The organism is Paenibacillus sp. S28 (assembly GCF_016624415.1).
GTDB lineage: Bacteria > Bacillota > Bacilli > Paenibacillales > Paenibacillaceae > Paenibacillus_AQ > Paenibacillus_AQ favisporus.
Window position 1 is genome coordinate 58497 of the sequence record NZ_JACVTM010000007.1, and the last position, 24678, is coordinate 83174.

Genomic DNA, 24678 nt, shown 5'->3' on the forward strand with positions numbered 1-24678 from the left:
GAGGCCGTGATCCCCCCTTCATCATAATCTGTTTCCCCATCATCCCTTGATAGCCCCAGTCATCACACCATCCACGAAATACTTCTGCAGTTTAGGATAGATCAGCAAAATCGGAATCGTTGTAAACATGACACTGGCCGCTTTCAAAGACTCAGGGACAATATAGGAGCCGACACTTCCTTCTCCTCCTTGTTGGCTATCCAACTGCTGATTGGCCGAAATGATCTGGTATAGCTTCATCTGCATAGGGTACAGCTCTTTTTTCGTAATATAGAACAGCGCATCCTGGAATCCATTCCATCTGTCCACCGCATAGAAAAGGCTTAATGTGGCGATCGATGGCAACGAAAGGGGGAGCACAATCTTGATGAGAATGCCCAGATCCGAACACCCGTCAATGGCTGCCGATTCTTCCAGACTCTCCGGAAGATTGCTGAAGAAGGTTTTCAGGATGATCATATTAAACACGCTCATGGCACCCGGCAAAACCAGGCTCCAAACCGAATTCATCATGCCCAGGTTTTTAACCAGAATATAGGAGGGAATTAAACCGCCGCTGAAATACATGGTGAAGACCAACGCCGTCAAAATAAAGTTTCTTCCCTTCAGCCGCTTCTTCGTTAACGGATACGCTGCACATATGGTCAGGAACATGCATACCAACGTGTAAAATATCGTAAGCACAATACTGTATCCAAGCGTATACAGCATATCCATATCGCTCAATATGGTTTTGTACGTTTCTGCTGTGAAGTCTACTGGCCACAGTCCTACCTTTTGAGAAATAATTGCTTCGTTGGAACTGAAAGAAAGCGCAATCATATACAGAAACGGTACGATACATGTGAAGGACAATGCCGCGATAAATACAATGATGGCAATATCCGCTACAGTCATTTTTTTCATCTTGCCCCTATTGATCGCCATCCTCACCATATCCCATCCTCGCCTAATTTTTTCGCAACAAAGTTTGCAGATAACAGCAGGATCAGGCCGACCACGGATTGGAACAATCCTACCGCCGTTGCCTGGGAGAAATCACCCGAACTAATACCAACTCTATACACGAAAGTACTGATAACATCAGAGTAATCGCTAACCAGTGAATTCCCCATCACAAAGGGACGATCAAATCCGATAGAAACCATTCTTCCTATTTGGAGAATCAACAAAATATTGATAGTTGACTTAATGCCAGGCAGTGTAATATGCCACATTTTGCGAAGCCTGCTGCAGCCATCAATATCGGAAGCCTCATACAACTCCCTATTGATTCCGGTAATGGCTGCCAAATAAATGATGGTGCCCCATCCGATATTTTGCCATACGCCAACGGCAATATAAGTAATCAGCCAAGGTATTTTCCGCGACAGAAACTCAATCTTCTCCAAACCAAAGCTCGACAGGAAATTGTTGATCATGCCGCCGTTAGAAAACATCAGATAGACCATACCGCCAATAATAACCCAGGACAAAAAGTGGGGCAGATACAACACGGTCTGGGTCATTTTCTTGAATTTTGCTTGTCTTACTTCATTGAGCAAAATCGCCAGAAGAATGGGCGCTGGAAAACCCGCGATCAAGTCCAGCACATTCAGGACCAGCGTATTCTTCAATGCACGGTAGAAGCTGTCCTGCTCAAAAATAAACCGGAACACATCCAGTCCTACCCATTCGCTCCCTCTAATTCCTTCAAAAATGTTGTAATCTTGGAATGCCATCACAAGGCCATAGATGGGTGCATACTTGAAAATCAGGATATACGCCATCGGCAGCAGCAAAAGAAAATATAACAGACCGTCTCTTTTGATATAGTACAGAAAGTTATTTTTCCTTTTTGTTGCGCCGTACTTTCGGGAGCTGTCTAAAACCGCTTTCATTTTTCCCATCCCTCCGACTGTAATAAGGAGCTCTCATGTTTATCATTTTACCTTCAGGATGAAATAAAAAAATGTACTCCCTTAAATCAATTTGGTAATAACTTAAAAAGGTAGTTGTATGTAAACTGTAGAGTGAGGAATTAGTCAGGTAAACAAAATAAAGAACCAGAGACCATTTGGTCCTGATTCATTTAAATAGGTAGCATGCCTCCAAAATTACATAAAATGAAATTTTAATGCATGTAACATGGTCGGCCTCCCCTTGCAACAAGAAACCCCATCTTTAACTGTGTTGGAATCCAAAAAAACAGTGAATAGTGGAGTTGCCTAGGGAAACTATTGATTTATGGTTTATCTTTAGATTAAACCTCGACATTGTAAAAAGAAGACCCCTGAAGGAACGCCTCTAATTGGTCGGTCTACCGTTATTTGTGCGCATATTGGCAGGCAGCTCGAATCGGCTGTAGCCCTCCATCCGGAACAGCCGGGTCGGCGTCGCCCAAGGAAGCGGATATTCACTGTACAGTTGCCGCTTCGCTGCCGCGTCTCTCATCTTCTCGGACAAGCTGGGCAGCAAGCGCACCGTGGAGTCTCCATCCTCCCTCTCGGTCACGAATCGGCCGGGAATGGCACGAACGGCGCGAGCCGACTCATAGGCGCCGTTGGATACCAGCACGAAGCTTCGGCTTGCCTTGAGCGGCGAGAAGAGTGGTTTCCCTGGGGTTTCAATCGCTTCCATCAGGTTCAGATACATGCTGCACATCAAATCGGTCGGACCAAACGCCAAATCCTCTTCGGCGTCCTGTGCGCGAATGGTCAGCTTGTTCTGGTAATTCCAATGCGCTTCCCCTCGCGTTCCGTAAACTGCAATCGAAGGCACTTCGCTTACTTCGCGACAAAGCATGGCGTAAAAATGAACGCTCACACCGTTAGCCATAACGGCGCGAATACAGGAGACATCGTCCCCTTCGATGTCATTGACGTGGTAAAGCTCGGCCTGCACCGATTCCGGGTACAAGTCTGCGGAGCCTCCTCCGGCCGCCAGCAAGCTATGGTGCAGCAAGTGAGCAAACGGATTGTTGAACGTCCCGTCCAGCACATACTGGCCGTCGCTGACCAGTTTGCCAGCCCAGCGGGTTCGATCATAGTAAGAGCGAAGCCGTTTCCACATGCCAATGCCGACCACATGCTCCACCTGCCCGAGCACACCGGAGCCGATCCTTTCCAGCAGCGTTCGGAACGCCTGGCCCGACGTATTCTGGAAGTTCACCTGGCACAAGCGCCCGGTCTCCAGCTGCACCGCGATCATCTCGTCCAAGTCCTGAATCGTTACCGCCGGGGGCTTCTCCACCAGCACGTGAAAGCCCATCCGCATCACCTGGATGCACATCGGCTTGTGGGAGGAGATCGGCGTGACAATTACGACGAAATCGATATCCGGATGCAGCGTGAGCATCTGCACGTAGTCTATATAATGGACGGCTCCAAGCGCGGTCAGCTTGCCGTAAGACTCTTGATGAGCGCTGACATTCGGCTCCGCAAAAGCAGCAACCTGCAGGCTACCCTCTTCGACCAGCTTCTGCATGACTTTCACATGTTCAGCGCCGAATCCCCCGATCCCGATCAGCGCGGTGCGACAAATCTTCACATTCCTTCCCTCCAAAGCTATGCCTTGACGTGCCGGGAACGATTCTCCCGGTTCGCCAAAGCTGCAAATTTATAATTCATACATGCTGCAAATAACGTTCCTTGATTAGCGTGAGCGCCTCGTCTCCCGGCATATCCCATACCTGCCGGTTGAAGATCTCCACCTCGATCGCCCCCAGATAACCGGCCGCTTCAACGGCATGACGCATCCGGCGCAACTCGATAAAGCCGTCCCCCATCATCCCTCTGCCCATTAGCAGGTCGGGTACCGGCACGATCCAATCGGAGACGTGGAAGCCGAGTATACGCCCCTTGGCTCGCTCAATTTGCGCGTACAGCTCGGGGTCCCACCAGACGTGGAACGCATCGACGACGACGCCGACGTCTTGCGGGTCGTGCTGCTCCGCGAGCGTGTTGGCTTGCGCCAGCGTATTGATGACGGAGCGTTCAGCGGCGTACATCGGGTGCAAAGGCTCGATACCGAGTTTGACTCCGTGCGAGCGGGCGAACGGCACAAGTTCCGCGATCGCTTCTTCGACCGTCTTGCGGGCGAAATCGATATCCCGGTCTGGCGCCGGTCCGCAAACGAGCACGAGCACATCGGTGCCGAGCTCGGCCGCTTCCTCGACAGCGCGGCGATTGTCGTCCAACCGCTCTTTGCGCGCAGGCGCGGTGGCCGCCGGAAAATAACCCCCACGGCACAGGCTGGAGACGCGCAGGCCCGCGTCCCGCACAAGCCGCTTGCTCTCGGCCAGGCCGGTCTCGCCAACTTTATGCCGCCATAGCGCGATCCAAGGTACTTCGGCGCGAACGCATGCTTCCACGGCCTCACGCATATTCAGCCGATCGGTCGTAATCTGGTTCAAGCTGAGTCTGTCTATGGAACGAAGCGGTTCCATACTGATCCCTCCTTGATTTCAAACATCTCTATAAATGATTACGGCCGAATACCCGCCAGCGCCAAGATAGGCTTCATCCGTTCGGTGGCAAGCTCCGGATCGGCCAACAGCCCAGCCCTGTCGGCAAGCACGAACAGCTCGGCCAAATGGACGATCGAGCGTGATCCCTCCGCTCCCCCGATCATGCGGAAATGCGGTTGGTGGCCGTTCAAGTAGGCCATGAACACAATTCCTGTCTTGTAGGCGTACGTCGGCTTCTGGAAAATATGACGCGACAAGGCAACGGTAGGCTCCATAATCGCCTCATAACTGACCAGATCGCCTGCGTCTAGTGCATGAAGCGCCTGGGCAGCGGCCGGCGCGATCGCGTCGAATATACCGAGCAGCGCATGGCTGTAGCCCTGCTCATCACCCTTAATCAGTTCCGGGTAGTTGAAGTCGTCCCCGGTGTACATCTTGACGCCTTCCGGCAGCAGCCGGCGCATCTTGATTTCTTTACCGGCATCGAGCAGCGAGATTTTAATCCCGTCGACCTTGTCCGCGTTTGCCCGAATGACGCGCAAACAAACGTCCATCGCCTCGTCCAGATCATCCTTGCATCCCCAATAGCCGGCCAGAGCGGGATCGAACATGTCGCCAAGCCAATGCAGAATGACCGGCTGTTTCACCTGCCCCAAAATGCGCCCATATACCCGCTCGTAATCCTCGGGCCCTTTCGCGCAGGCGGCAAGCGCGCGGCTCGCCATCAGAATGACTTGACCGCCCTCGCCTTCGATGAAGCCGACTTGCTCTTCATAGGCGGCTTCCACGTCGGCGATCGTGACCGACGGTCCCGGAAACAGATGGTCGGTTCCTGCGCCGCAGGCGATTTTGCCATCGACCGAGCGCGCTTCCGCGATCGAAGCGCGGATAAGCTCCTTCGAGCGGTTCCAGTCGAGGCCCATGCCGCGCTGCGCGGTATCCATCGCTTCCGCCACGGCCAGACCGAGCGACCACAAATGGTGCCGGTAGGCGAGCGTCGAGTTCCAATCAATCTGCGAATGATGCAGCGGATCTGCGTCCGCAAACGGATCGCAGACGACATGGGCGGCCGAGAAGGCGATGCGGCCCGTAAACGGCTTGGCCGGCACGGAGAACGAGCCTGCTTTGCCCGGTGTATACTCATACAACACTCCCCCTGCGCGGGGGAGGAGCAACGATTTGGCCATCTGTATTCCCCTCCTTAAGAGGTAATTAAAAAATCGACTTTTGATCACGAAGTATAGCTATGAAGCTTACTCGACGTCGAATCTTGAATTCAGCCGGGCCTTCCGCTACTCACGTAGGCTCACCTACGCTGCGTTGCTCAGTCCCTAGCTTCATCCAACCTTCTCGGTGCTGAAAAGCCGATTTTTTAGTATTTATTTTACAGGCTCAGCTTCGGCACGTCGATCCAGCGGCGTTCCTGCCACGACTGCAAGCTGAGATCGGCAAGCTGGGTGCCCTTCGCGCCTTCGAGCAAATCCCACGGAAACGGCGTGCCGATGACGACATGCTTCAAGAAGATTTCCCATTGCACCTTGAACGCGTTGTCGTATGACGCGTTGTCCGGCACCTCCACCCATTGGTCACGGAACTGGAACGGGTTCGGAATGTCCGGATTCCATACCGGCTTCGGCGTGTTGACCCGATGCTGCGTCTTGCAGTCCCGCAAACCCGCCACGGCGCTGCCTTCGGTGCCGTCGACCGTAACCGTGAGCAGATCGTCGCGGTCTACGCGCACCGCCCAGGACGAGTTGGCCTGCACGATAATGCCGCCTTCCAGCTCAAATATGGCGTACGCCGCATCGTCCGCCGTGCAATCGTACGGAACGCCCTGTTCATCCAGACGTTTCGGAATATGTGTAGCGGCAAGACAGGAAACAGCCTTCACTTCCCCGAACAAATTCTCGAGAACATAACGCCAGTGTGCAAACATGTCGACGATAATGCCGCCGCCGTCTTCCTTGCGGTAGTTCCACGATGGCCTCTGACCCTGCTGCCAGTCGCCCTCGAATACCCAATAGCCGAATTCCATCCGCACGGACAGGATACGCCCGAAGAAGCCAGAGTCGTTTAAGCGTTTCAGCTTGAGCAATCCTGGCAAAAACAGCTTGTCTTGCACGACGCCGTTTCTTACCCCGGACTCAGCGGCGATGCGGGCCAGTTCAAGCGCCCCTTCCAAATCGACGGCCGTCGGCTTCTCGCAATAAATATGCTTTCCCGCGGCGATCGCCTGCTTGATGCTTTCGGCGCGGCGCACCGTCGTCTGGCTGTCGAAATAGATTTCATAGTACGGATCGGCGAGGCATGCTTCAAGATCGGTACTCCAACGTTCGACGCCGTGGGCGGCGGCCAGCGCCTGCAGCTTGCTCTCCTGCCGTCCGACCAGAATCGGGTCGGGCATGATGACGTCGCCGTCCGGTAGCGCGACGCCCCCTTGCTTGCGAATCGCAAGAATTGAACGGACCAAATGCTGGTTGGTTCCCATCCGTCCGGTAACGCCGTTCATAATAATGCCGATGTTGCGAACTGCCATCGTTCATCGCTCCCTTCGCTTCGTATAATCGTATTGTAGTCGATGCGAAACCACTTTTCTTACGATTACGGGAACACGATTCTCAATTTTGGAAGCGAATTATTCGAGCGAAAAACAAAATCCCCGCCGACGTTTAGCCGATGGGGGATGAAGGGGAAAATATGTTTCAATCAATCGGCTGGTCGTCCTTTGATCGTTATCTTGTTCGTTTGATCCCACATTTGTGCGCTCGCTGTCCGTTTGACGGAAGGATCCCTGCTACTCAGCTTGCTCGGGCGCGTTCAGTTCCCGGTACGTTTTTGGCGACAGCTTGGCGACCGCTTTGAACGACCGGTAAAACGTAGACACGGAATCGTAGCCGACCTCGAAGCAGATCGAAATAATGTCCTTACCCGTTTCCACCAGCAACTTCTGGGCGACGCGGATGCGTACCTCGGTCAAATATTGCATCGGTGTCATGTTGTACCGTTCCTTGAAGATGTTGTTCACGTGCCGCGTGCTAATGTCCAGCTTGGAGGCGATGTCCCCAGCGGTCAGCGGATCAAAATACTTCGAATCGATATAGCTGCGAATTTTCTCTGCACGCAGCTTGTTGGAGCTGGAGCCCGCTCCGGCGGCCTCCGTTCCGGCCGATCGAACCAGCAAGAGCAGCAGCTGAGACAGCTGGACTTTGAGCGAAAGCCGGACGAGCGGCGACAGCTCCCTGGACTGCTCGAACAGCATTTTCCTCAGCAGCTGACGCAGTTCGCTCGCAGCAAACAATCCCGGCTTCATCAGGCAGGAGGCCGGAAAGTTGGCGTGGAGCAGCTGCGCCCTCATATCCGGATCGAGCACTGCCTCGTCAAACGCTAACACTAACAAGGTCAGTCTGAAGTCGGACATGACGGAGTGGACGGAATACGGAACGATCAGCGCCGTATCGTCGACCGTAAGCTTCCGTACTTCCCCCCCTAGCCGGATCGTGCCTTCCCCTTCCAGCACAAATAGCAGCTGGTGCGTCTGGTGATAGTGCTCGGACACGAGATGCCCGCCCCGATGTTTCTGCTCGTATAAGTCTATCGCATTCCTGGACAAGTCGATCCATTTCATCGTCACGGCGAAGCCCCCGTTTTTCTGAGCGTTACATTTAATGCCATTTTAGCGCGATCGGCGGTTTCGATACAACCTTTTAGAATAAGTGAAGCTGACATGAACATTTATCGTTTGAACAAAAATAGCCGCAGTTACGCGGCTAATAAGCATGTATATTCTTCTGTCTTACATGACCAAATCAGCCTGGCAACATACCCCTTCATGATTCTAATATTTATAATCTAACTCCAAGTTCTCTCCCCGCTTTATTCCATAGTGTTCGAGGGCTCGGATGCCACAGCTGCCGAGGACGTAAAATAGGCCTGCAGCCTCCGGTTCAACCATATGGAAGCTGCAATAAACAATGCCACTCCGATTAACTTGACGGGCTGGGCAATAAAATCGGACAGATGCATTCCGATATAGGAAACGCAGAATACCATGGCACCTTTGCCTAGAGTTACGGCTGCCGCAAAGGAAACCGTCGGCATTCGCGTTAATCCCGCGGCCATGTTTATGACTACGAACGGTCCTATCGGGAGCATGCTTAAGAGAAAAACAAAGCTAAACCCGTTCCTCTGTGCCCATACCATGGCCATCCGTACTTTGGGCCTGACCGCCCAGCGTTGAATAAATGGTGTATCCGACGCTTTGCGAAAAAGCCAAAACGTAAGAAAACTGCCCGTTACAAGGCCGATCCACGAATATAAAAAACCCAGCCACAATCCATAGATGGCGGCATTGGCGCCGACAATCATGATAGTAGGCAGTGGCGGAACGAAAGACTTTAGAAAAGTTAGCAGAATGCCGGGCAGTGGCCCCAGCGAGCGGAAACGCTCCAAAAGGAGTTCGATGTTTTGCTCCGTAAAATACTCCATTATGCTGATCTCAGCGCCTAACATAGAATGTGTTTCCCCCTATAACTCCAAGTGGTTTCATTATAACTCTATATGATGCTCTTATTTTCTAAGGTAGCAGAAGTTCTGTCCGCATCATTGTACTATTCAAATTTTAACTGGAGCGAATCACAAATTGGCATATAGCCTATCTTTTGATAGATACTATTAGATGTGGGATTTGCTAGGTCTGTATATAAGACGCACTTAGTAAACCCTTTATCCAATGCAAGTTGGCTTATTTGCGCCACAATTGAAGTAGCGTAACCCTTCCTGCGTTCATATGGAGGGGTATATACAAATGCGACGCCAATAGCCGTCTGCAATTCCCTTGTATATCCTGCCATAGAAACGGGTATCCCGTTGTCCTCTAAAATATAGAGCTTTTTTGATGCTATTCGGTAGAGGTAAGGGTCTGCATTTTGCGGGATGGACATTTCTGTTTTGCCATAACTCCCCGCTGCATAAAATGCTTCAGCCCAGTATGGGAAAAAGTGAATATCCTTTTCATCTAGCAATCGAACGATACCAACCTTTTGAATGTCTGGGTTTACTGCCGTAAGTTCATAGATACGTTGGCTCATGGTGGTTTTAAAGGTTATTCCCCTGCGCAAGGTATATTCTTTGGCAAAATATTCTGCCAAGTTTTTTTCAGTTATCACACCTGGAATTTCACGGTCTTTCAGCCCATCTATCAGACAGTTTATCGCATCTGGGTTAATGATGTTGTCTGTTGCATAAAGCGTAATATTGTGTGGCGGTGTCATTATGGCGGTAAGTTGTATGCCCTTAGCATCCGTAATAGTTGCCATAAGCCAATTTACAGGGTTACGCCAGTCTGTTGTGTCTTTTCCTTCATGCCCCATTATGATATTGCCAAGAGGAATCAAATTTTGCGCTTCATGACGCATCAACACATCATAGGTGTCATTGTAAAACTCATGCACATCCGTATACAACTTGAATTGCATTGCAATATCACCCTTTCATCAGCTCAACTTCTGATCGTTAACCCAGCTTGTTAAACTACACCAATCCGTACCCAATCAGCATCATCAAATTCAAGTTGCTGTAATGTCAAACGTTCTGTAACATCAATTTACTCATTCGATAACCCTCCAATATAATAAATATTCTTTGAAGACGCAAAAAAACCCCATCCCATTAGGGACGGAGTTGCTCCGCGTTACCACCCTGATTGACGTTTATAATAAACGCCCTCTTAGCCATCGTCCAACAACGATGCTTCTTTGTAACGGTAGAATCCCGGGCCCATCTACTATAATTCGGAGGCCAGCTCTGAGGTGATTTTTGATTCGGATATCCTCTGCCTCGCACCAACCGGCAGTTCTCTGAACGGCGTTTCCTGATCTACTTGTCCTCTTCATCGCATTTGGTAATTATTAATTAAGTTCAATATAAGATAGGCGCAATATTCTGTCAATAATTCAAACAACAACAGCTCGCATTAGTAAACAGTCCTGCCTGCTATCTTAATGCCTGAAGCCAGTTTAGTATTGTACTTAAATTTGTTTGAACATATACCCATGTCCCCATAATGTACGAATCCATCCATTTCCTTCCGGGTAATAGGAGAATAGCTTATCACGCAGGCGTTTAATGTGGGTATCTACTGTACGACGGTCGTAAATCTCTCTGTGCGATGACTTCCAAATTTCAGTATGCAATACTTCACGAGAATATACTTTTTCTTGATGTGTGATCAGGAAATAGAGCAGATCATATTCTTTCGGAGTCAGATGAACCTCATTTTGTTTCACCATAACACGGCGTGATGAAGGATAAAGCACAATTTCACCAATCTTGAAAGCGTTATTTAGCAAATCTTCAGAAACATAGGGATTGGGAGAATATACACGGGTTATCATGTTTTGGATACGAAGCACAATTTCCCTTGGGCTAAATGGCTTGATGACGTAATCGTCTGCTCCCGCTTCAAAACCTTCAATGCGGTCCTTTTCTTCCGATCGCCCAGTTAACAACAGAATCGGAATATCAGGTTGTATCTGTTTCATACACTTGCAAACCTCAATCCCATTCATGTCAGGCAGTAACCAATCCAGCACGATCAAATCATAATTTGCGTGCTTCTCACCATATCTTTGGATGGCTTGTGTACCATTCGGTGCTTCTTCGACTATGAATCCTTCGAACTCCAAATACATTCGTAGAATGTTGCGAATGCGTGTCTCGTCATCAACTAGTAAAACTCTTCTATGGTTTGTCATCATTTCAATCGCCCTCCTACGTCCTGAGTGAACCGAACCAACCGATTAGCTTACAGGAGCTCAAGCGTTTTAAACTCCAGATTCACCAATCATCTGTAGTTCAATCTGTTTTAACTTATAAAAGTATCCCTTCTGTTCCATCAATTCCGTAAATGAGCCGATCTCCACAATTTTGCCCTGCTCCATGACAACAATCTGATCCATCTTCTCTAGACCGGTGAGGCGATGACAAATGAGAAGAAGTGTATCTCCGCTCGCTTGCTCGTACAATTGCTTTAGAACGCGTTGCTCGGTTACATAGTCCAGAGAAGACGTTGGTTCGTCCAGCAACCAAAGTTGTCCTTTGCGTAGCATGGCTCGTGCTAAGGCAAGACGCTGTTTTTCTCCATCGGATAAGTTTTCACCTTTCTCATAGACCACCTGGTTTAGCGAAATATTTGGTAATTGGGCTTTAGCAAGTACCTCCATTAGCTCCTCGTCAGAATGTTCATCTGCCTTTTCCAACAGATTTTCACGAAGCGTCCCTTTGAAAAAATGGCTTTGTTGCAACACTACATTTGTCAATTCCCAGATGTTTGCCTCCTCCAATTCGTTAATCAAGACTTTGTTTATGCGTATATTCCCCGATGTTGTTGTTCGCAGTTTGAGCAACAACTCGATTAACGTAGATTTTCCTGACCCGCTCGGCCCAACTATCGCTGTTTTAGAACCCGCAGCAAGATGTAGTGAGAAATTCATAAGTGCTGGCCTCCACTCCCCCTCATATTGAAAAGTAGCGTTGCTTATTTCAATGGATACAGGTAAATCGGTTGGCAAAGACTCAGACTTACTTAATCGCAATGTCGTAGCTTGAGATGGTATTGTTTCCGTCAGCCGATTGGCTGCATGTTCGCTATCTTGCTTATATGCAGGTAATACAGCCAAAGCAGCTGCCTCTTCGAAAACGGTTTGCGTGGCCATGACCAGCATGGCAAGAAATACGCCAGCAAGTCTTCCGTCCAGAATCAAATAGGCACTGAGCGTCAGCACACCCCAAGCAATAAAAAATGTAACAAAAACATGCATGGATTGTCCCAGTAACAATTGGACAGCAGCTCGTTGCTGTTCAGCTGCCAAAGTAGCAGAAGAGCGCTGAAGTTGCTCCTCACGCTGTGCCAACTGCCCATAAATCTTTAAATCCCGAAATCCATACAGTGTTTCTGTGATTTCCGTGGACAGTTTCGATCGCTGCTCGCGGACACGCTCATGTATTTTTCGTTGTCCCAACAGAACGATTCCAGGCACGACCAGTGACGTCATCAACATTCCCAATACCAGCAAACCAGCAATCCAGAAGGAATAGGAAGCTGTAAAAAGCACCGTTGCCAAAAACACCATAATTACAATAAGCGGCGGATATGCAACGCGCAGAAAGTAGTGTTGTAAACTTTCTACATCTCCAACGATCCGTGCAAGTAAGTCCCCACTTCGATTTTTATTCAGTATTCCAGGGGTCAAAGGGATGAGTTTAGCAAAAAAGGAAGTTCGCAAACGGCTGAGGATGGAGAACGTCGCCCGGTGGGTATACAATCGTTCTCCATAACGGCTCACCGACCGGAGAAAACCAAGAAATTTCACAAGGGATGTAAGGATAATCAATGTATAGAGCGGTGGCGCAAATACCGTTTGAGAAATCAGATAGCCACTTGCGGAAAAGAGAGCTACACCGGCTATTCCAGCAATAAACCCTCCTATTATCGAAAAGATAATATCCTTCCGCTCTTGAAACATTGCTTTCGAAAACATAGCCAGCTCACTCATGCTAATTCTCCTTTTTGTTGAACAGCGACCATTTCAGCATATTGGGGCAAGCGTTTCAGAAGCTCCTCGTGACACCCTGAATCCACGATCGATCCATGGTCAACAAACAAGATGTTGGTGGCATGTTGAATCGTATATAAACGATGTGCCACAGTAATCATGGTAGACGTTTTCGACAATATGGAAATGGAACGTTGCAGTATGCTTTCGGTGTGCAAATCGAGCCCTACTGTAGGCTCATCGAACAATATGATGGCAGGTCGCTTCAAAAATGCGCGTGCCAAGGCCAGACGTTGCTTTTCACCACCAGATAGTCCACGTCCGCCCTCGCCAACGAATGTATCAAACCCCTTATCCAGTTGTGCTGCAACGGCTGTAAGTCCGGCTTCCTCTGCCGCCTTCTCGATTTCTGCCCTAGATACGTCCCTACCTGCACCGATCGCAATATTTTCTGCGAATGTACCTGCAAAAATGTAAGGGTGCTGTGTGATGTAGCTGACATGTTTAAACCATACTTCTTCATGATCATGAGAGAGTGGGTTTCCATTAACCAGAATGATCCCCGAATCCGGTTTCAGCAAACCGGCAATAAGATGAAGCAGTGTCGTTTTACCGGCTCCACTCTTACCAACAATGGCAATGTTGTCCCCCGGTTTAAGAAACACATTTCCCGAGTGGAATTCAAATGAATCTGGAGCATACTGAAATCGTACATTTTTCAGTTCTATCGAAGGGGGTACTGAAAGTGGCTTTGCATGGGACAATTGAAAATTTGGCATCCGATCGTTACCATCGCTTACATGCGCTTCTACCCTATTCTTCTCAAGCATACTCTCAACCTTACGGATCGCTCCCATGCTTGTCCGCCCGCTATGGAAAGCGGTGCCTGTATTTTTTAAGAGATTATAAAATTCTGGAACGAGTAACAGAACGAGTAAAGCAGTGTGGAACGCCATTGATTTGAAAACAACCAACTGAATGGCCAACTCAAGGGCGATAACACCGATACTAAGCATCACAATGGATTCCAACATGAACGTATTCATGAATGCGATTTTCAAAATATCCATGGTTGTGTCCCGATAGTTGAGACTACTGCGCTCTATCTCCTGTTGCCGACGCTGAGTTCGCCCGAATATTTTCAATGTAACCAACCCTTGAAGGGAATCCAAAAACGTACCGGAAAAGTTGGCCAGCTGCGCATATTTTTCTTCCGATTTATTTTTCGTCTTTAGCCCCACCAAGATCATGAATATCGGAATAAACGGAGCCGTAAACATCATGATCCAACCTGAATTGGCATGTTGAGTAAATGTAACGATCAGGACCAAAATCGGAATGATCATGGCTTCCACCATTTTCGGGATGTACTGACTGAAATAACTATCCGCCTCATCTACGGCATCCAATACTACGCTGACCCTCTCTCCCGTCTGTCCTTGAAGACTTAAACCCATGGAAACACGGGTCAAGTTGTGCAAAACAGATTCTCGCATGTTGGTCTTTGCAGTGGCAGCCATATGGAGACCAATTCTCCCATTTACAAATGAAAACAATGTACGTAAAGCCATCATCGCCAAAAGCATGCCAAGGATCATAGCCACGGATGAGAAAGAGGCTTTTTCCACGAAGATACGCTGGATGGCTTCTGCAAGCAATGCAGCCTGACCAACAATAGCTGTACCAAGTGCAACGGATATGATGCCAAGAAGAACAAGATATTTTCGTTGTGCAGACATGTGTTGAGCAATGAGGGTTTTATTTCTCTTCACGTAAAAACTCTCCTCCTTCCGGAAAGTGGCCTTGAGGGAATATTCCGTATGAAACAATGTACTATTCTATTTGTTTCCTTTCACATAATCTGCATCAAACAGAAAAAGCCTGAAGACCAAGATCAATGAAGGAACTAAGAGACACATACCACTGATAAACGCCACAACCAGTGCGAATCCCATAGACGAAGAGGTGACACTACTTTGAATGGTGATGTATGGGTCAAGAATGTAAGGATATTGCCCAATGCCGTAAGCAAAAAAAGCACTGAAGAATTGCAGCATGATGCATATAAACGCCATCCCGTAACGGCCTCCTCGGTATAATAACCACATGGCAATCATGAAAAAGGCAACGGAGAGCGCGAGTAGCCACCATAAATCCATCATATTTTGGAAATGCCGCTCATTGTGTTGACCCAAAAAAATAAATGCTGTCAGTGCGATAACGATTGTAGGCGTGCTCCAAAAAAGCGCATAGGTTCGCATCAATTTCAATGCTGCATGATCTTCAGCACGTGAAGCGTAAAAAGCCAGAAAAGCAGCGCTAATGAATAAAACAGATACGATGGCCAGTCCAACGATGCTCCAAGACAGTGGACTGCTCAAGAGTGCCCAGTAATCCAACGAGGCCGTCTCTCCTTGTTTCAAAATAAATCCGCCTTCGGATAATGTCAGCGCCACTGACAAAGAAGCAGGAATAAGCACTCCGGTTGCTCCATACAGAAACAGATAAACCATATTATTTTTGGAGCCATAATTTTCAAATGCATAGAACGAACCGCGTATAGCGAGCAAAATGACCGCAAGACTTCCTGGGACAAGCATGGCTGATCCATAATAATAGGAGGTTTCCGGGAAAAAGCCGATCATGCCAATGTAGAAAAAAACGAAAAATACATTCGTGATTTCCCAAACTGGCGATAAGTAACGAGAAATCAATTTGTTGATTACATGGTCCTGTTTGGTTAAACGAGCATAAAAGGCAAAGAAACCTGCGCCAAAATCAATGGAAGCGATGATGATATATCCGTACAAAAACAACCAGAGCACTGAAATTCCAATCAATTCGTAATTCATCATGTGTGCTCACCCTTCAATGTTGATTTGTCGCTTGCATGCTGCGTCCACGTCTCCATCTCAACTTCTGCCGGATTATTATTGAACATGCGACGAAGCACAAGAACACTTACGGTTCCCAATACGATGTATAGTAGAAGGAAAAAGAAAAAAAGGATCCTGACGCTTGGGGATGTCGTAGCCGCTTCCTCTACTCGCATATATCCTCGGATAATCCAAGGTTGCCTGCCGAGTTCTGCGTAAAACCACCCCAGTTCAACTCCTAAAAAAGCAAGCGGTGCTCCTAATGCAATCATTCGCAGCAACCACTTGTTGAGTTCGTTACGCTTTTTCCAGATTACAAACAGAAAATACAGCAGCGAAATTCCCAATAATGTGAATCCGATTCCTGCCATCAAGTCGAACAAATAATGAACAAGGAGCGGTGGACGTTCATCCGTCTGAAACTCTTCGAGCCCTATCACTTTCGCATTAAAGTTTCCAAAGGCCAGGAAGCTGAGAAATTTCGGAAGATGAAGCGCCCCAATGATTTCATGCTCAGCGTTAAGCCATCCCAATAAAACCAGGTCCGCACCGTTTTCAGTCTCGAAATGCCATTCTGCAGCGGCCAGCTTCTCCGGCTGATGCTCGGCCAAAAACTTGGCGGATACGTCCCCGGCTAACGTGTTGAGCAATCCGAACAGGAGGACGACGCCCATCATCAGCTTTAAGGCTTTTTTGTGGTATGCTGAAACCCCTTTTCGAAGTATTGCAAATGCTGCAACACCTGCCAGCAGAGCAGCTCCTGTTAAATAGGCCGAACTTAATACATGAAACACCTTGGAGAATGTTGCCGTACTCAGCATTGCTTGAACGGGGTCAACGGCTGTGAATTGTCCTCCTTCAAACGTAAATCCCCCAGGTTGATTCATAAATCCGTTTACTGTCGTGATAAATACTGCTGACATCCCTGCACCGATGACAACAGGAATCGTTAGTAACCAATGCATCATCGGGTTTTTAAACCGTTCCCACGTGTACAGGTAAATCCCTAGGAAAATGGCTTCAAAAAAGAAGGCGAACACTTCCATAAACAATGGGAGCGCAATAACATTTCCCGCAAGTTTCATAAAATTGGGCCATACCAAGGAGAGTTGCAACGAAATTGCTGTTCCTGTGACTACGCCTACTGCAACAGAGATAACGAACCCTCGTGACCACCTCTTTGCCATTAGAATATAGTGAAGATCTTTCTTACGAATACCGATAAACTCGGCGAGTGAAATCATTAATGGAATACCCACGCCAAGTGTCGCGAAAATAGCGTGGAATCCTAGTGTCATTCCAGTCACGAGTTTACTCCATAGCACCGTATCGATTCCCATATTAACTGCCTCCCTTCAACACTGTTCCTGTACACAAAATGAAAAAAATAAAACATCAGGTTTAGACGTTAAACTTTACGACCTTCGGGGGCTGACAGAATGCTTTGCTCCTTCGTGAATAAAAAGAGAACTTTTTCACATAGTACGTTGGCATTTCCCCAAATTTGTGAGAAATGCAGTTGAAATATTACAAAACCTGATATTTAAAATTTATTATATATACGACGTTTAGCCTTGCAATCGTGGTCACACCTTCTCCTCTAAACGTTCAAGTAAAGATCAATTCTTTCTTACAACTCCGTGAAAAATATAAAAACCACCCGTTTGGGCTATTGCATAAGACAGCTGCAAGCTCCATTCCGATGTGCCAGTACACCAGATTAACAGGTCTTTAAGCAGCATTGCTGCAAATAGGACGAGAAGATTTTTGTATTCATTAGCATGTGCTTGTTATCCCCATCCAACTTGCTGAGTAAAATCCCTCCCTCCAACAAGGAAAATGCAAATGATGCTAGCGCATCAACCTCCAGATCCTCCCTAAACTCCCCAGCTTGAATGCCGTCACGAATAATACTTTTCATCATATCCAAGAAGGTATGCATCCCTTGCCTTGCCTGACCACAAAGCTCCAAATGAGTATCGTCACTTTCTACAGCTGTATTCTGCATGGGACATCCGCCAATAAATGGGGGATCGTTGACGACATTCTCATAGACACGAAAAAAAGCAACCAACTTTCCTGACGCAGACTGCTCTTGATCGACCGCTTCAGAAAATTTACTGGCGACCATACTGGAAGCATAATTGTAGGCTTCAAGCGCTATCTCGTCTTTACTGGCAAAATGTCGATAGATGCCCCCCTTCTTAATTCCTGTGTCGGCAATAATATCGTTTAGCGATGTACCGGCATATCCTCTCTGGTTAAAAATTTCAGCCGATTTCATAATGATGTGTTCCCGTGTTCTGTCCCCTTTTTTCATGAGCTCCTCCGTATGAACCGTATTTTATTTCATTTGTTTAAAACGAATTATCCAATTCGTCCTTGCAATTCACTAATATCATGCTAATATAAAAAATACCGATCGGTCTCTTTTCGCATTATACAACAAGCCATTCTGGAATGAAATAGCGCTGGGTCATTTTCATTTCATTGCAGGCATTGGCTTGTTGGAATAAATAAAACTTATAGGGGGATTTTTCAATGACTGTAAAAGTAGGTATAAACGGTTTTGGACGAATCGGACGACTCGCTTTTCGCCGAATTCAAGATGTGGAAGGCGTCGAGGTTGTAGCGATTAACGACCTTACGCACGCTACAATGTTAGCTCATCTGCTCAAATATGATACGACGCAAGGCACTTTTCACGGTGACATTGAAGTCCATGACGGAGCCTTCAAAGTAAACGGCAAAGAGGTTAAGGTTCTGGCTAAGCGGAATCCTGAAGAGCTTCCTTGGGGAGAGCTTGGCGTTGATATTGTTCTCGAATGTACAGGCTTCTTCACCACGAAAGAAAAGGCCGAGCTTCACCTGAAAGGCGGAGCGAAGAAAGTCGTCATTTCTGCCCCCGCTACAGGCGACATGAAAACAATCGTATACAACGTGAACCATGACACACTGGACGGAACGGAAACCGTCATTTCCGGCGCTTCCTGCACAACCAACTGCCTGGCCCCTATGGCTAAAGCTCTGCACGACAAGTTTGGTATCCAATCCGGGCTGATGACGACCGTTCACGCTTACACGGGTAACCAAAACACGCTTGACGCTCCGGATCCAAAAGGCGATTTCCGAGCTGCGCGCGCCTCAGCGGAGAACATCGTCCCCTACTCCACCGGTGCCGCAAAAGCCATTGGCCTGGTTCTTCCGGAACTGAAGGGCAAACTGGATGGGGCATCTCAACGTGTACCTGTACCAACAGGTTCCGTGACTGAACTCGTTGCCGTTTTGAATACCAAGGTAACGGTTGAGCAAGTTAACGCTGCTATGAAACAAGCTTCCGATCCAGAAACTTTCGGATACACGGAAGACGAAATTGTATCTTCCGATATCAAAGGCATCACATTCGGTTCGCTCTTCGACGCCACGCAGACGAAAGTTCTGACCGTCGGTGACCAGCAATTGGTGAAAACCGTAGCTTGGTACGATAACGAAATGTCTTATACAGCCCAATTGGTTCGTACGCTGGAGCACTTCGCTAAGATCGCTAGATAAATAACCAAAAGATGGAAAGAAGGAAAATTCTATGAAAGATGCACTCCACAATACGATGATCGATTGTTCGGCATTAGTCTGGTTTTGACGGGAGGCGCGTCGGTTGACGCTGTACCATCAATCCGTGGCGGCGCCATGCGGTCTATCCTGAACTCCGAACCGAAAGGAAGAACACAATGAAAATTCTCGTCACGGGAGGCACCGGCCTGCTCGGCGGCCGCCTCATCCCGAAGCTCGTGGAGGATGGTCACCAGATATTCGCCCTCACACGCTCTGTATCATCTCACTCCAAACTCAAGGCCATGGGTGCGACGCCGGTCGATGCCGATCTCGAAAGCAGCACGCCAATCGTGTTACCGATGATCGATGCGGTTGTACATGCTGCCGCCCTTTTCCGCTTTTCAGGGCCTCGCGAACCCTTCTTCCGTACCAACATTGATGGCACCGCAGCCTTGCTGAAGGCAGCCGAGTCCGCCTGTGCGAAGACATTCGTCTACATCAGCGCGGCGGGGATCCACATGGATAACGGCGGTACGCTCATCCGCGACGCCGATGAAAGCGCGCCGACTTTCCCGGACCACTTCTCCGCCTACCTAGCGAGCAAGGCACGGGCCGATTCATTGGTTCTGGCAGCCAACAAACCCGGCTTTCGCACGATCGCGCTTCGCCCACCGGCTATCTGGGGGCCTGGTGATCCGTTTAGCCGAGCGCTTCCCGAAGCAGTCGGGTCTGGACAGTTCGCGTTCATCGACCGCGGCGATTACCCTTTTTCAACCTGCCATGTGGACAATGTGATTGAAGCCATACAATGCGCTCTTGAACGCGGAGAAGGCGGCCATGCCTTCTTCATCAAAGACCAGGAAGGGCAGACTTTCCGTGAGTTCGTCGCCTCGCTTGCGAACTTGCAGGGCCTGTCCATCGATAAGCTGCGCTCGATGCCCTACTGGCTCGCCTCCGCCATTGGCCAGCTGTTCGACACGATGTGGGCCGTCACGCGGAAAGACGGCGATCCGCCGATCTCACGCTCGATGATACGCGTGATTGGGCGTGAGTTCACCGTCAACGATACTGCTGCACGTCGAGAGTTGGGCTATGTCGGAAGAACTTTGCGCGATGCTGGCTTGCAAAGCTATGAGGAACCATCTGCTCGACGATAGGTCTTTGGTGGGCAAACGACGGCAATCGATGGTAAGTTGTTCTCTGCACTGGCTCTTTTGGCCAATTTGGTAGGCGGCGTCTGACGAAGATGAGCACTACAGGATCATCAAAAAGCCTACTAGCGTAATAAAAAATGGAGCATATCAGACGGTGATATGCTCCTCTATTGTTTAACTAAAGTCTCCGTTAGTTTAGTGATTACTTCATTTCGCCCTCATTGAGCTTAGTTTCCCTGCTCATCATTTTAGCATAACGCCACTATCTGCTAATCCTGATTACACACTCACCCTGCGCGGCGGGTTTAATGGCTGTAAGCTTAATCCGATACAAGGCATCCCCCCATATCTCTCTCATGATTTCGTCCTCGAGTAAAATTTTCTCTACTGAGTACGCATACATTTCGCTATCATATTGTATTTTTACCCTATTGTAATTTTTATCTTGAAGGATAATATTCCCAATTTCTTGGGTTTGAGGAGGGTGAGGCGTGATTAGAATTTGTGTGATATCATCCGTCACTTGATTTAGAAGAAAATTGTCACTGATTTCAATATTCGGGGACAAATCACGATAGAAATTAACTGATCGTATCCAGCTTTTTATTCCGGCGAACCCTGGGTAGGCTCCCGCGAGATTCATTGATAACGATGTAACGTTATCATTCAGGTTATACTCGACTTCATCGGCCCTAAATTGTCTTCCGTCCTGTTGCTGAACGCCATTTACAATAGGGAGATTGTGATATCCTGATTGCATCGCCCATAGGGTATATCGCTCCGAGAAAAACGATTTAGATGTGTAGGTCAATAATCCGGGATCAATGATCATCGGGGAGCCATTACAATATACAATGAATTGTCCAATGTCATTGTGATTATGGCTTTCACCGTTATGCCCGCCCTTGGCAGCTAGGAATAGCCCTTTGGACGAACCCTCCTGCTCTCGTGCCACCATGATTTGAATGCTGTCAAACCATGCATCTCGAATATAAGGAGATTTTCCGGAATATTGCTCTACTTCCGTATAATTAAATAAAGCCGGCAAAAGGCGAAACATGGATGAAAACTCTAAGCGGGTCCCTTCTTCCCGCTTCATTCTCTGGACCCTTGCTCCAAGCTCACACAACCTCGAATCTCCAATACGGCGTCCATATCGATATGTAAGTTCCGCGGGGATATGGACTTGTGCCTGGCTGTCAGCGAAGTTGACATAATACGAGTCATCGATAAAAGCTTTGTAAATATAACATCCTATTTGCCTAATTTGAGGTTCTTGGTATACATCAATTTTACCGCCGGAAACGCCGTAAAGCAGTTCCAGACTATCAAAAATCGTTCCTCCGGCATACATCCAATACTTCGGACCTTCCTCACAACCGCCGTCTGAAGGGAGTCTATGTAGATACATATCTAAGCTTCTCATCGCCTTGACCACCGCTGCTTCTCGTCGATTGGGGTCGTCTTCCAACAGCAAAAACGCCGCTAAGCAGTTTGAATTACACCATGAATTCCAATTGTTCAGCATCTTCTCCTGATTGAAACCCATCCACCAAAAATCATTCCGCTGTAAATAAGGATCAAGAATCCTCCTTTTCACCTCGTGCTGTATACGCTCGCTTACCATAATGCTTATTCCATCCAATTTGGTTTTCAGCAGATAATAAGTCCATGCAAGCAGCGCGGCCGTCTCGGCAGAGAATAATTCAATGATCTGATCCGATATGTCTGGAAGTGGATCCTGCCTCTTCATCATATAACCGTGACCAGGGATTCCCCAGAATGTTTCTTCACATATACACCATATTCCATTTATGACATCATCCATAAAGCGTCCCTGATTTTCAAAACATTCGGCGATGACTAAAGAAGACAGCACCTCTCTTCTTTTCCACGAAGCATTGTCAAAATCGACCCGATTACCCGTTCTGCTATAATCCATATATTGAGTGGCAGTTATAGTAGGCCATGCATAATGAAGCTTACTTGTGGCTTCATTGATCCAAAAAGACCTAAGATTCAATGGTAGCTGTTTCCATTGACTTCGGTCTTCGATTGTAGGAAACGGTCGGTAATTATTCCGGTTAAGCAAACACTTTCCAAGATTGTCATTAATAAATCGCTCTGCTAACATGAACGTCAACCTCTTCCCAATATATCAATGATGAAAGCCTTTTCCATTAGCCCAATAAAGATACTTGTTATACCGTTGCATACCCATAACTTTCGTTCACGAATTTATCATCCACTCCAAAATCAATTACAGATGTTTTGGCAGTTTTACCCGGCAGCCGGTACAATACAATGCTCCCAGGTTAATGAATACTATTATAAATACTTTTAAATTCTTGAACAAAATCAATCGGCAGCATAGGTTCATCAGAAGCGGCTACTCGTTGGAGCTCTCTTAACCAGTTCATTGATTGTTCATCCAAATTTGACACATCGTTTGCTTGATGAAAATAAATATACAGCAATGCATAACGAAGTTTAATAGCATCTTGTAAATGTACTATTTCTTCTTCTTGGATTGTATTTTCCTTCAGATATCCTTTCATAAAATGGCGGAAAAACAATTTATAATATTCCGCTTTATTTTCAAATTCCTTAAAGGGATAAAAAAGTGCATAACACAATGTAATTCCGATATCGTTTATGAAATACGTATAACTGCAATCATCAAAATCGAATAAATAAATGTCTCCGTTATGCAGATAAAAATTACTTTGATGAAAATCAGTATGAGTCAAACCGTATGTATCTTTGGACTTGGGCAGAGAAGTAAGTTTTGTTAATCTTTCTTTTAGAATTGATATCATTTCATCATCAGGTCGCAGGTATTTCTCCGCTTTTAATTGAACTTCTTGGTCCCAGGCTTGTCGTTTAAACGCCGGATTACTCCATTCATAACTCTTTGTGGCATGGTGGATTTTCCCCAGAAATTCGCCCCATTTTTCATAAAGCGATTCATTCCATTCTTCACCTGACACTTCTTTTCCAAGAGACATTTCGTATGAAATGGCTAGGAACGAACCATTTTCTGCAGCAATCTCTTCAACCATATTCCCCCTGGTCGATGGAACAGCATTTGAAACTGCCAGTCCTTTATTCGACAAAAAATTTAAAAATTCAATTTCTCCCCGTATATTATTTATTGATCTTCTGATTGTATGTGAGATTTTTAATATGAAAAATGCATTGTTTTTCTGGTATTCATAAACGAAGCTTTCATAACCGCCCAATGAACGAACAGTGTCTTTATTAAGGTCATATCGCTTTATTGCTTCGGTAAGGATCTCTTCAGTGAATTGCTGTTCAATTTCTCGTATCATTTTCTATGCCTTCTTTCATTCATAATTTAAGTAATTGCATAGCTTTATCATCATGCTATCCTGCCCGTTAGCTTAACACGACTGCCAATCCATGCCGGCAGCCGTGCTTTAGTTTATTTATTGAACTATCATTTCCGGTTAGCGTAATAAATTGTTCAAAACACCCCTCACTTCAAACAAGTCCTTACATATGTAGTCCGGATTTATGCCTCAGGCTTTTTTCATTGGGCCTATTCAGCCAAATCGTTTTGATTCCAACATTCTGTGCCCCACATACATCACTTAATATAGAGTCTCCAATATGGATAACCTCGATTGGATCTAAATTATATCTTAGTAACGCTTCCTTAAACAACTCCGGATTAGGTTTGTAGGACTTAAAGTCCTCACTGGTTATTACATCATTAAAATGGATATCATGGTATCTTATTGCTTCATGAATATCCTTGGTGTCTATATTGGAGAGGATAAGCGTCGTTAGACCACGCACCGATTGAAGAAATGGTTTTGTGTCTTCGAAAATTTTTGGTCTTTGCCAATGCTCGAATTGGATCTTTATAATGTCTTCCGCTACACAGCCTGAAGTTGTAGTTCTGTATGGTCTCTGAAAGCGAGAAAATCCCAAAGCTTCGCTGTGTTTGGAAAGTATCGCCACAACTTTTGCGAAATGCTTCCGAGAATACTTTCCACCAAAAATCCCCAATATCCTTGATCTCACAGAATGTTTCTGATGCCGATCTTATGTGTTCACAAATAATAGGAATA

The 24678-nt window shown here is 47.1% G+C and carries 20 protein-coding genes and 1 other annotated feature; of the genes, 2 read left to right on the forward strand and 18 right to left on the reverse strand.

The annotated features are described in order from the left end of the window. Window positions 1-39 precede the first annotated feature (39 nt). From IAE55_RS18005 to IAE55_RS18075, 15 genes are all read right to left on the reverse strand, one after another. A complete protein-coding gene (locus IAE55_RS18005; RefSeq protein WP_200633432.1) occupies window positions 40-936 on the reverse strand; it encodes a carbohydrate ABC transporter permease in 897 nt (298 codons plus the stop codon). Further along, on the reverse strand, window positions 930-1880 hold the full coding sequence (locus IAE55_RS18010) for an ABC transporter permease (protein WP_076321385.1): 951 nt from the start codon (window positions 1878-1880) through the stop codon (window positions 930-932). The genes IAE55_RS18005 and IAE55_RS18010 overlap by 7 nt, the downstream gene beginning before the upstream one ends. Before the next feature lie 406 nt (window positions 1881-2286). After that, window positions 2287-3528, reverse strand: a complete 1242-nt coding sequence (locus IAE55_RS18015) for a Gfo/Idh/MocA family protein (RefSeq protein ID WP_200633433.1) — start codon at window positions 3526-3528, stop codon at window positions 2287-2289. A 76-nt stretch (window positions 3529-3604) separates the two neighbouring features. Continuing rightward, window positions 3605-4426, reverse strand: coding sequence for a sugar phosphate isomerase/epimerase family protein (locus tag IAE55_RS18020; protein WP_200633434.1), 822 nt, complete (start codon window positions 4424-4426; stop codon window positions 3605-3607). 38 nt (window positions 4427-4464) lie between these two features. Then, window positions 4465-5634, reverse strand: coding sequence for a dihydrodipicolinate synthase family protein (locus IAE55_RS18025; protein WP_200633435.1), 1170 nt, complete (start codon window positions 5632-5634; stop codon window positions 4465-4467). Between the two features lie 197 nt (window positions 5635-5831). Beyond that, window positions 5832-6983, reverse strand: coding sequence for a Gfo/Idh/MocA family protein (locus IAE55_RS18030; protein ID WP_200633436.1), 1152 nt, complete (start codon window positions 6981-6983; stop codon window positions 5832-5834). Window positions 6984-7241: 258 nt separating this feature from the next. Further along, the gene (locus tag IAE55_RS18035) at window positions 7242-8072 is read right to left on the reverse strand and encodes a helix-turn-helix transcriptional regulator (RefSeq protein ID WP_234489688.1); all 831 of its coding nucleotides are present in this window, start codon (window positions 8070-8072) and stop codon (window positions 7242-7244) included. Window positions 8073-8320: 248 nt separating this feature from the next. Beyond that, window positions 8321-8932 carry a TVP38/TMEM64 family protein gene (locus tag IAE55_RS18040; RefSeq protein ID WP_234489656.1) on the reverse strand — a complete coding sequence of 204 codons (612 nt, stop codon included), beginning with the start codon at window positions 8930-8932 and terminating at the stop codon, window positions 8321-8323. Window positions 8933-9054: 122 nt separating this feature from the next. After that, window positions 9055-9921, reverse strand: a complete 867-nt coding sequence (locus tag IAE55_RS18045; RefSeq protein ID WP_200633438.1) for a GNAT family N-acetyltransferase — start codon at window positions 9919-9921, stop codon at window positions 9055-9057. A 192-nt stretch (window positions 9922-10113) separates the two neighbouring features. Then, window positions 10114-10347: a binding site (T-box leader), on the reverse strand. Between the two features lie 126 nt (window positions 10348-10473). Continuing rightward, a complete protein-coding gene (locus IAE55_RS18050; RefSeq protein WP_105442805.1) occupies window positions 10474-11202 on the reverse strand; it encodes a response regulator transcription factor in 729 nt (242 codons plus the stop codon). A gap of 66 nt (window positions 11203-11268) precedes the next feature. Then, window positions 11269-12999: a thiol reductant ABC exporter subunit CydC gene (gene cydC, locus IAE55_RS18055; RefSeq protein ID WP_145163876.1), complete on the reverse strand. Its 1731-nt coding sequence runs from the start codon at window positions 12997-12999 to the stop codon at window positions 11269-11271. Then, on the reverse strand, window positions 12996-14738 hold the full coding sequence (cydD, locus tag IAE55_RS18060; protein WP_234489689.1) for a thiol reductant ABC exporter subunit CydD: 1743 nt from the start codon (window positions 14736-14738) through the stop codon (window positions 12996-12998). The genes cydC and cydD overlap by 4 nt, the downstream gene beginning before the upstream one ends. A gap of 99 nt (window positions 14739-14837) precedes the next feature. Further along, window positions 14838-15854, reverse strand: a complete 1017-nt coding sequence (locus tag IAE55_RS18065; protein WP_234489657.1) for a cytochrome d ubiquinol oxidase subunit II — start codon at window positions 15852-15854, stop codon at window positions 14838-14840. Further along, window positions 15851-17215, reverse strand: a complete 1365-nt coding sequence (locus tag IAE55_RS18070) for a cytochrome ubiquinol oxidase subunit I (protein ID WP_200633440.1) — start codon at window positions 17213-17215, stop codon at window positions 15851-15853. Before IAE55_RS18070 ends, IAE55_RS18065 begins: the two co-directional genes overlap by 4 nt. Before the next feature lie 380 nt (window positions 17216-17595). Then, the gene (locus IAE55_RS18075; protein ID WP_200633441.1) at window positions 17596-18195 is read right to left on the reverse strand and encodes a TetR/AcrR family transcriptional regulator; all 600 of its coding nucleotides are present in this window, start codon (window positions 18193-18195) and stop codon (window positions 17596-17598) included. Between the two features lie 221 nt (window positions 18196-18416). Between IAE55_RS18075 and gap the strand changes: the two genes are divergently transcribed. Both gap and IAE55_RS18085 read left to right on the forward strand, forming a co-directional pair. Beyond that, the gene (gene gap, locus IAE55_RS18080; protein ID WP_200633442.1) at window positions 18417-19427 is read left to right on the forward strand and encodes a type I glyceraldehyde-3-phosphate dehydrogenase; all 1011 of its coding nucleotides are present in this window, start codon (window positions 18417-18419) and stop codon (window positions 19425-19427) included. Window positions 19428-19603: 176 nt separating this feature from the next. Next, window positions 19604-20584 (forward strand): NAD-dependent epimerase/dehydratase family protein, encoded by a 981-nt coding sequence (locus IAE55_RS18085; protein WP_200633443.1) that lies wholly within the window; start codon window positions 19604-19606, stop codon window positions 20582-20584. Window positions 20585-20843: 259 nt separating this feature from the next. Here the strand turns inward: IAE55_RS18085 and IAE55_RS18090 are convergent, their stop codons facing one another. The 3 genes from IAE55_RS18090 to IAE55_RS18100 form a co-directional block, all read right to left on the reverse strand. Further along, on the reverse strand, window positions 20844-22715 hold the full coding sequence (locus IAE55_RS18090) for a heparinase II/III domain-containing protein (RefSeq protein ID WP_200633444.1): 1872 nt from the start codon (window positions 22713-22715) through the stop codon (window positions 20844-20846). A gap of 181 nt (window positions 22716-22896) precedes the next feature. Beyond that, on the reverse strand, window positions 22897-23913 hold the full coding sequence (locus IAE55_RS18095; protein WP_200633445.1) for a phosphotransferase enzyme family protein: 1017 nt from the start codon (window positions 23911-23913) through the stop codon (window positions 22897-22899). Window positions 23914-24097: 184 nt separating this feature from the next. Beyond that, window positions 24098-24631, reverse strand: coding sequence for an HAD family hydrolase (locus IAE55_RS18100; protein WP_325168656.1), 534 nt, complete (start codon window positions 24629-24631; stop codon window positions 24098-24100). Window positions 24632-24678: the final 47 nt, after the last annotated feature.

Coding starts and splice junctions, on each gene's coding strand:
- IAE55_RS18005 (WP_200633432.1), bottom strand. CDS start 936: ATGGTGAGGATGGCGATCAATAGGGGCAAGATGAAAAAAATGACTGTA.
- IAE55_RS18010 (WP_076321385.1), bottom strand. CDS start 1,880: ATGAAAGCGGTTTTAGACAGCTCCCGAAAGTACGGCGCAACAAAAAGG.
- IAE55_RS18020 (WP_200633434.1), bottom strand. CDS start 4,426: ATGGAACCGCTTCGTTCCATAGACAGACTCAGCTTGAACCAGATTACG.
- IAE55_RS18025 (WP_200633435.1), bottom strand. CDS start 5,634: ATGGCCAAATCGTTGCTCCTCCCCCGCGCAGGGGGAGTGTTGTATGAG.
- IAE55_RS18030 (WP_200633436.1), bottom strand. CDS start 6,983: ATGGCAGTTCGCAACATCGGCATTATTATGAACGGCGTTACCGGACGG.
- IAE55_RS18035 (WP_234489688.1), bottom strand. CDS start 8,072: ATGAAATGGATCGACTTGTCCAGGAATGCGATAGACTTATACGAGCAG.
- IAE55_RS18040 (WP_234489656.1), bottom strand. CDS start 8,932: ATGGAGTATTTTACGGAGCAAAACATCGAACTCCTTTTGGAGCGTTTC.
- IAE55_RS18045 (WP_200633438.1), bottom strand. CDS start 9,921: ATGCAATTCAAGTTGTATACGGATGTGCATGAGTTTTACAATGACACC.
- IAE55_RS18050 (WP_105442805.1), bottom strand. CDS start 11,202: ATGATGACAAACCATAGAAGAGTTTTACTAGTTGATGACGAGACACGC.
- cydC (WP_145163876.1), bottom strand. CDS start 12,999: ATGAGTGAGCTGGCTATGTTTTCGAAAGCAATGTTTCAAGAGCGGAAG.
- cydD (WP_234489689.1), bottom strand. CDS start 14,738: ATGTCTGCACAACGAAAATATCTTGTTCTTCTTGGCATCATATCCGTT.
- IAE55_RS18065 (WP_234489657.1), bottom strand. CDS start 15,854: ATGATGAATTACGAATTGATTGGAATTTCAGTGCTCTGGTTGTTTTTG.
- IAE55_RS18070 (WP_200633440.1), bottom strand. CDS start 17,215: ATGGGAATCGATACGGTGCTATGGAGTAAACTCGTGACTGGAATGACA.
- IAE55_RS18075 (WP_200633441.1), bottom strand. CDS start 18,195: ATGAAAAAAGGGGACAGAACACGGGAACACATCATTATGAAATCGGCT.
- gap (WP_200633442.1), top strand. CDS start 18,417: ATGACTGTAAAAGTAGGTATAAACGGTTTTGGACGAATCGGACGACTC.
- IAE55_RS18085 (WP_200633443.1), top strand. CDS start 19,604: ATGAAAATTCTCGTCACGGGAGGCACCGGCCTGCTCGGCGGCCGCCTC.
- IAE55_RS18090 (WP_200633444.1), bottom strand. CDS start 22,715: ATGTTAGCAGAGCGATTTATTAATGACAATCTTGGAAAGTGTTTGCTT.
- IAE55_RS18095 (WP_200633445.1), bottom strand. CDS start 23,913: ATGATACGAGAAATTGAACAGCAATTCACTGAAGAGATCCTTACCGAA.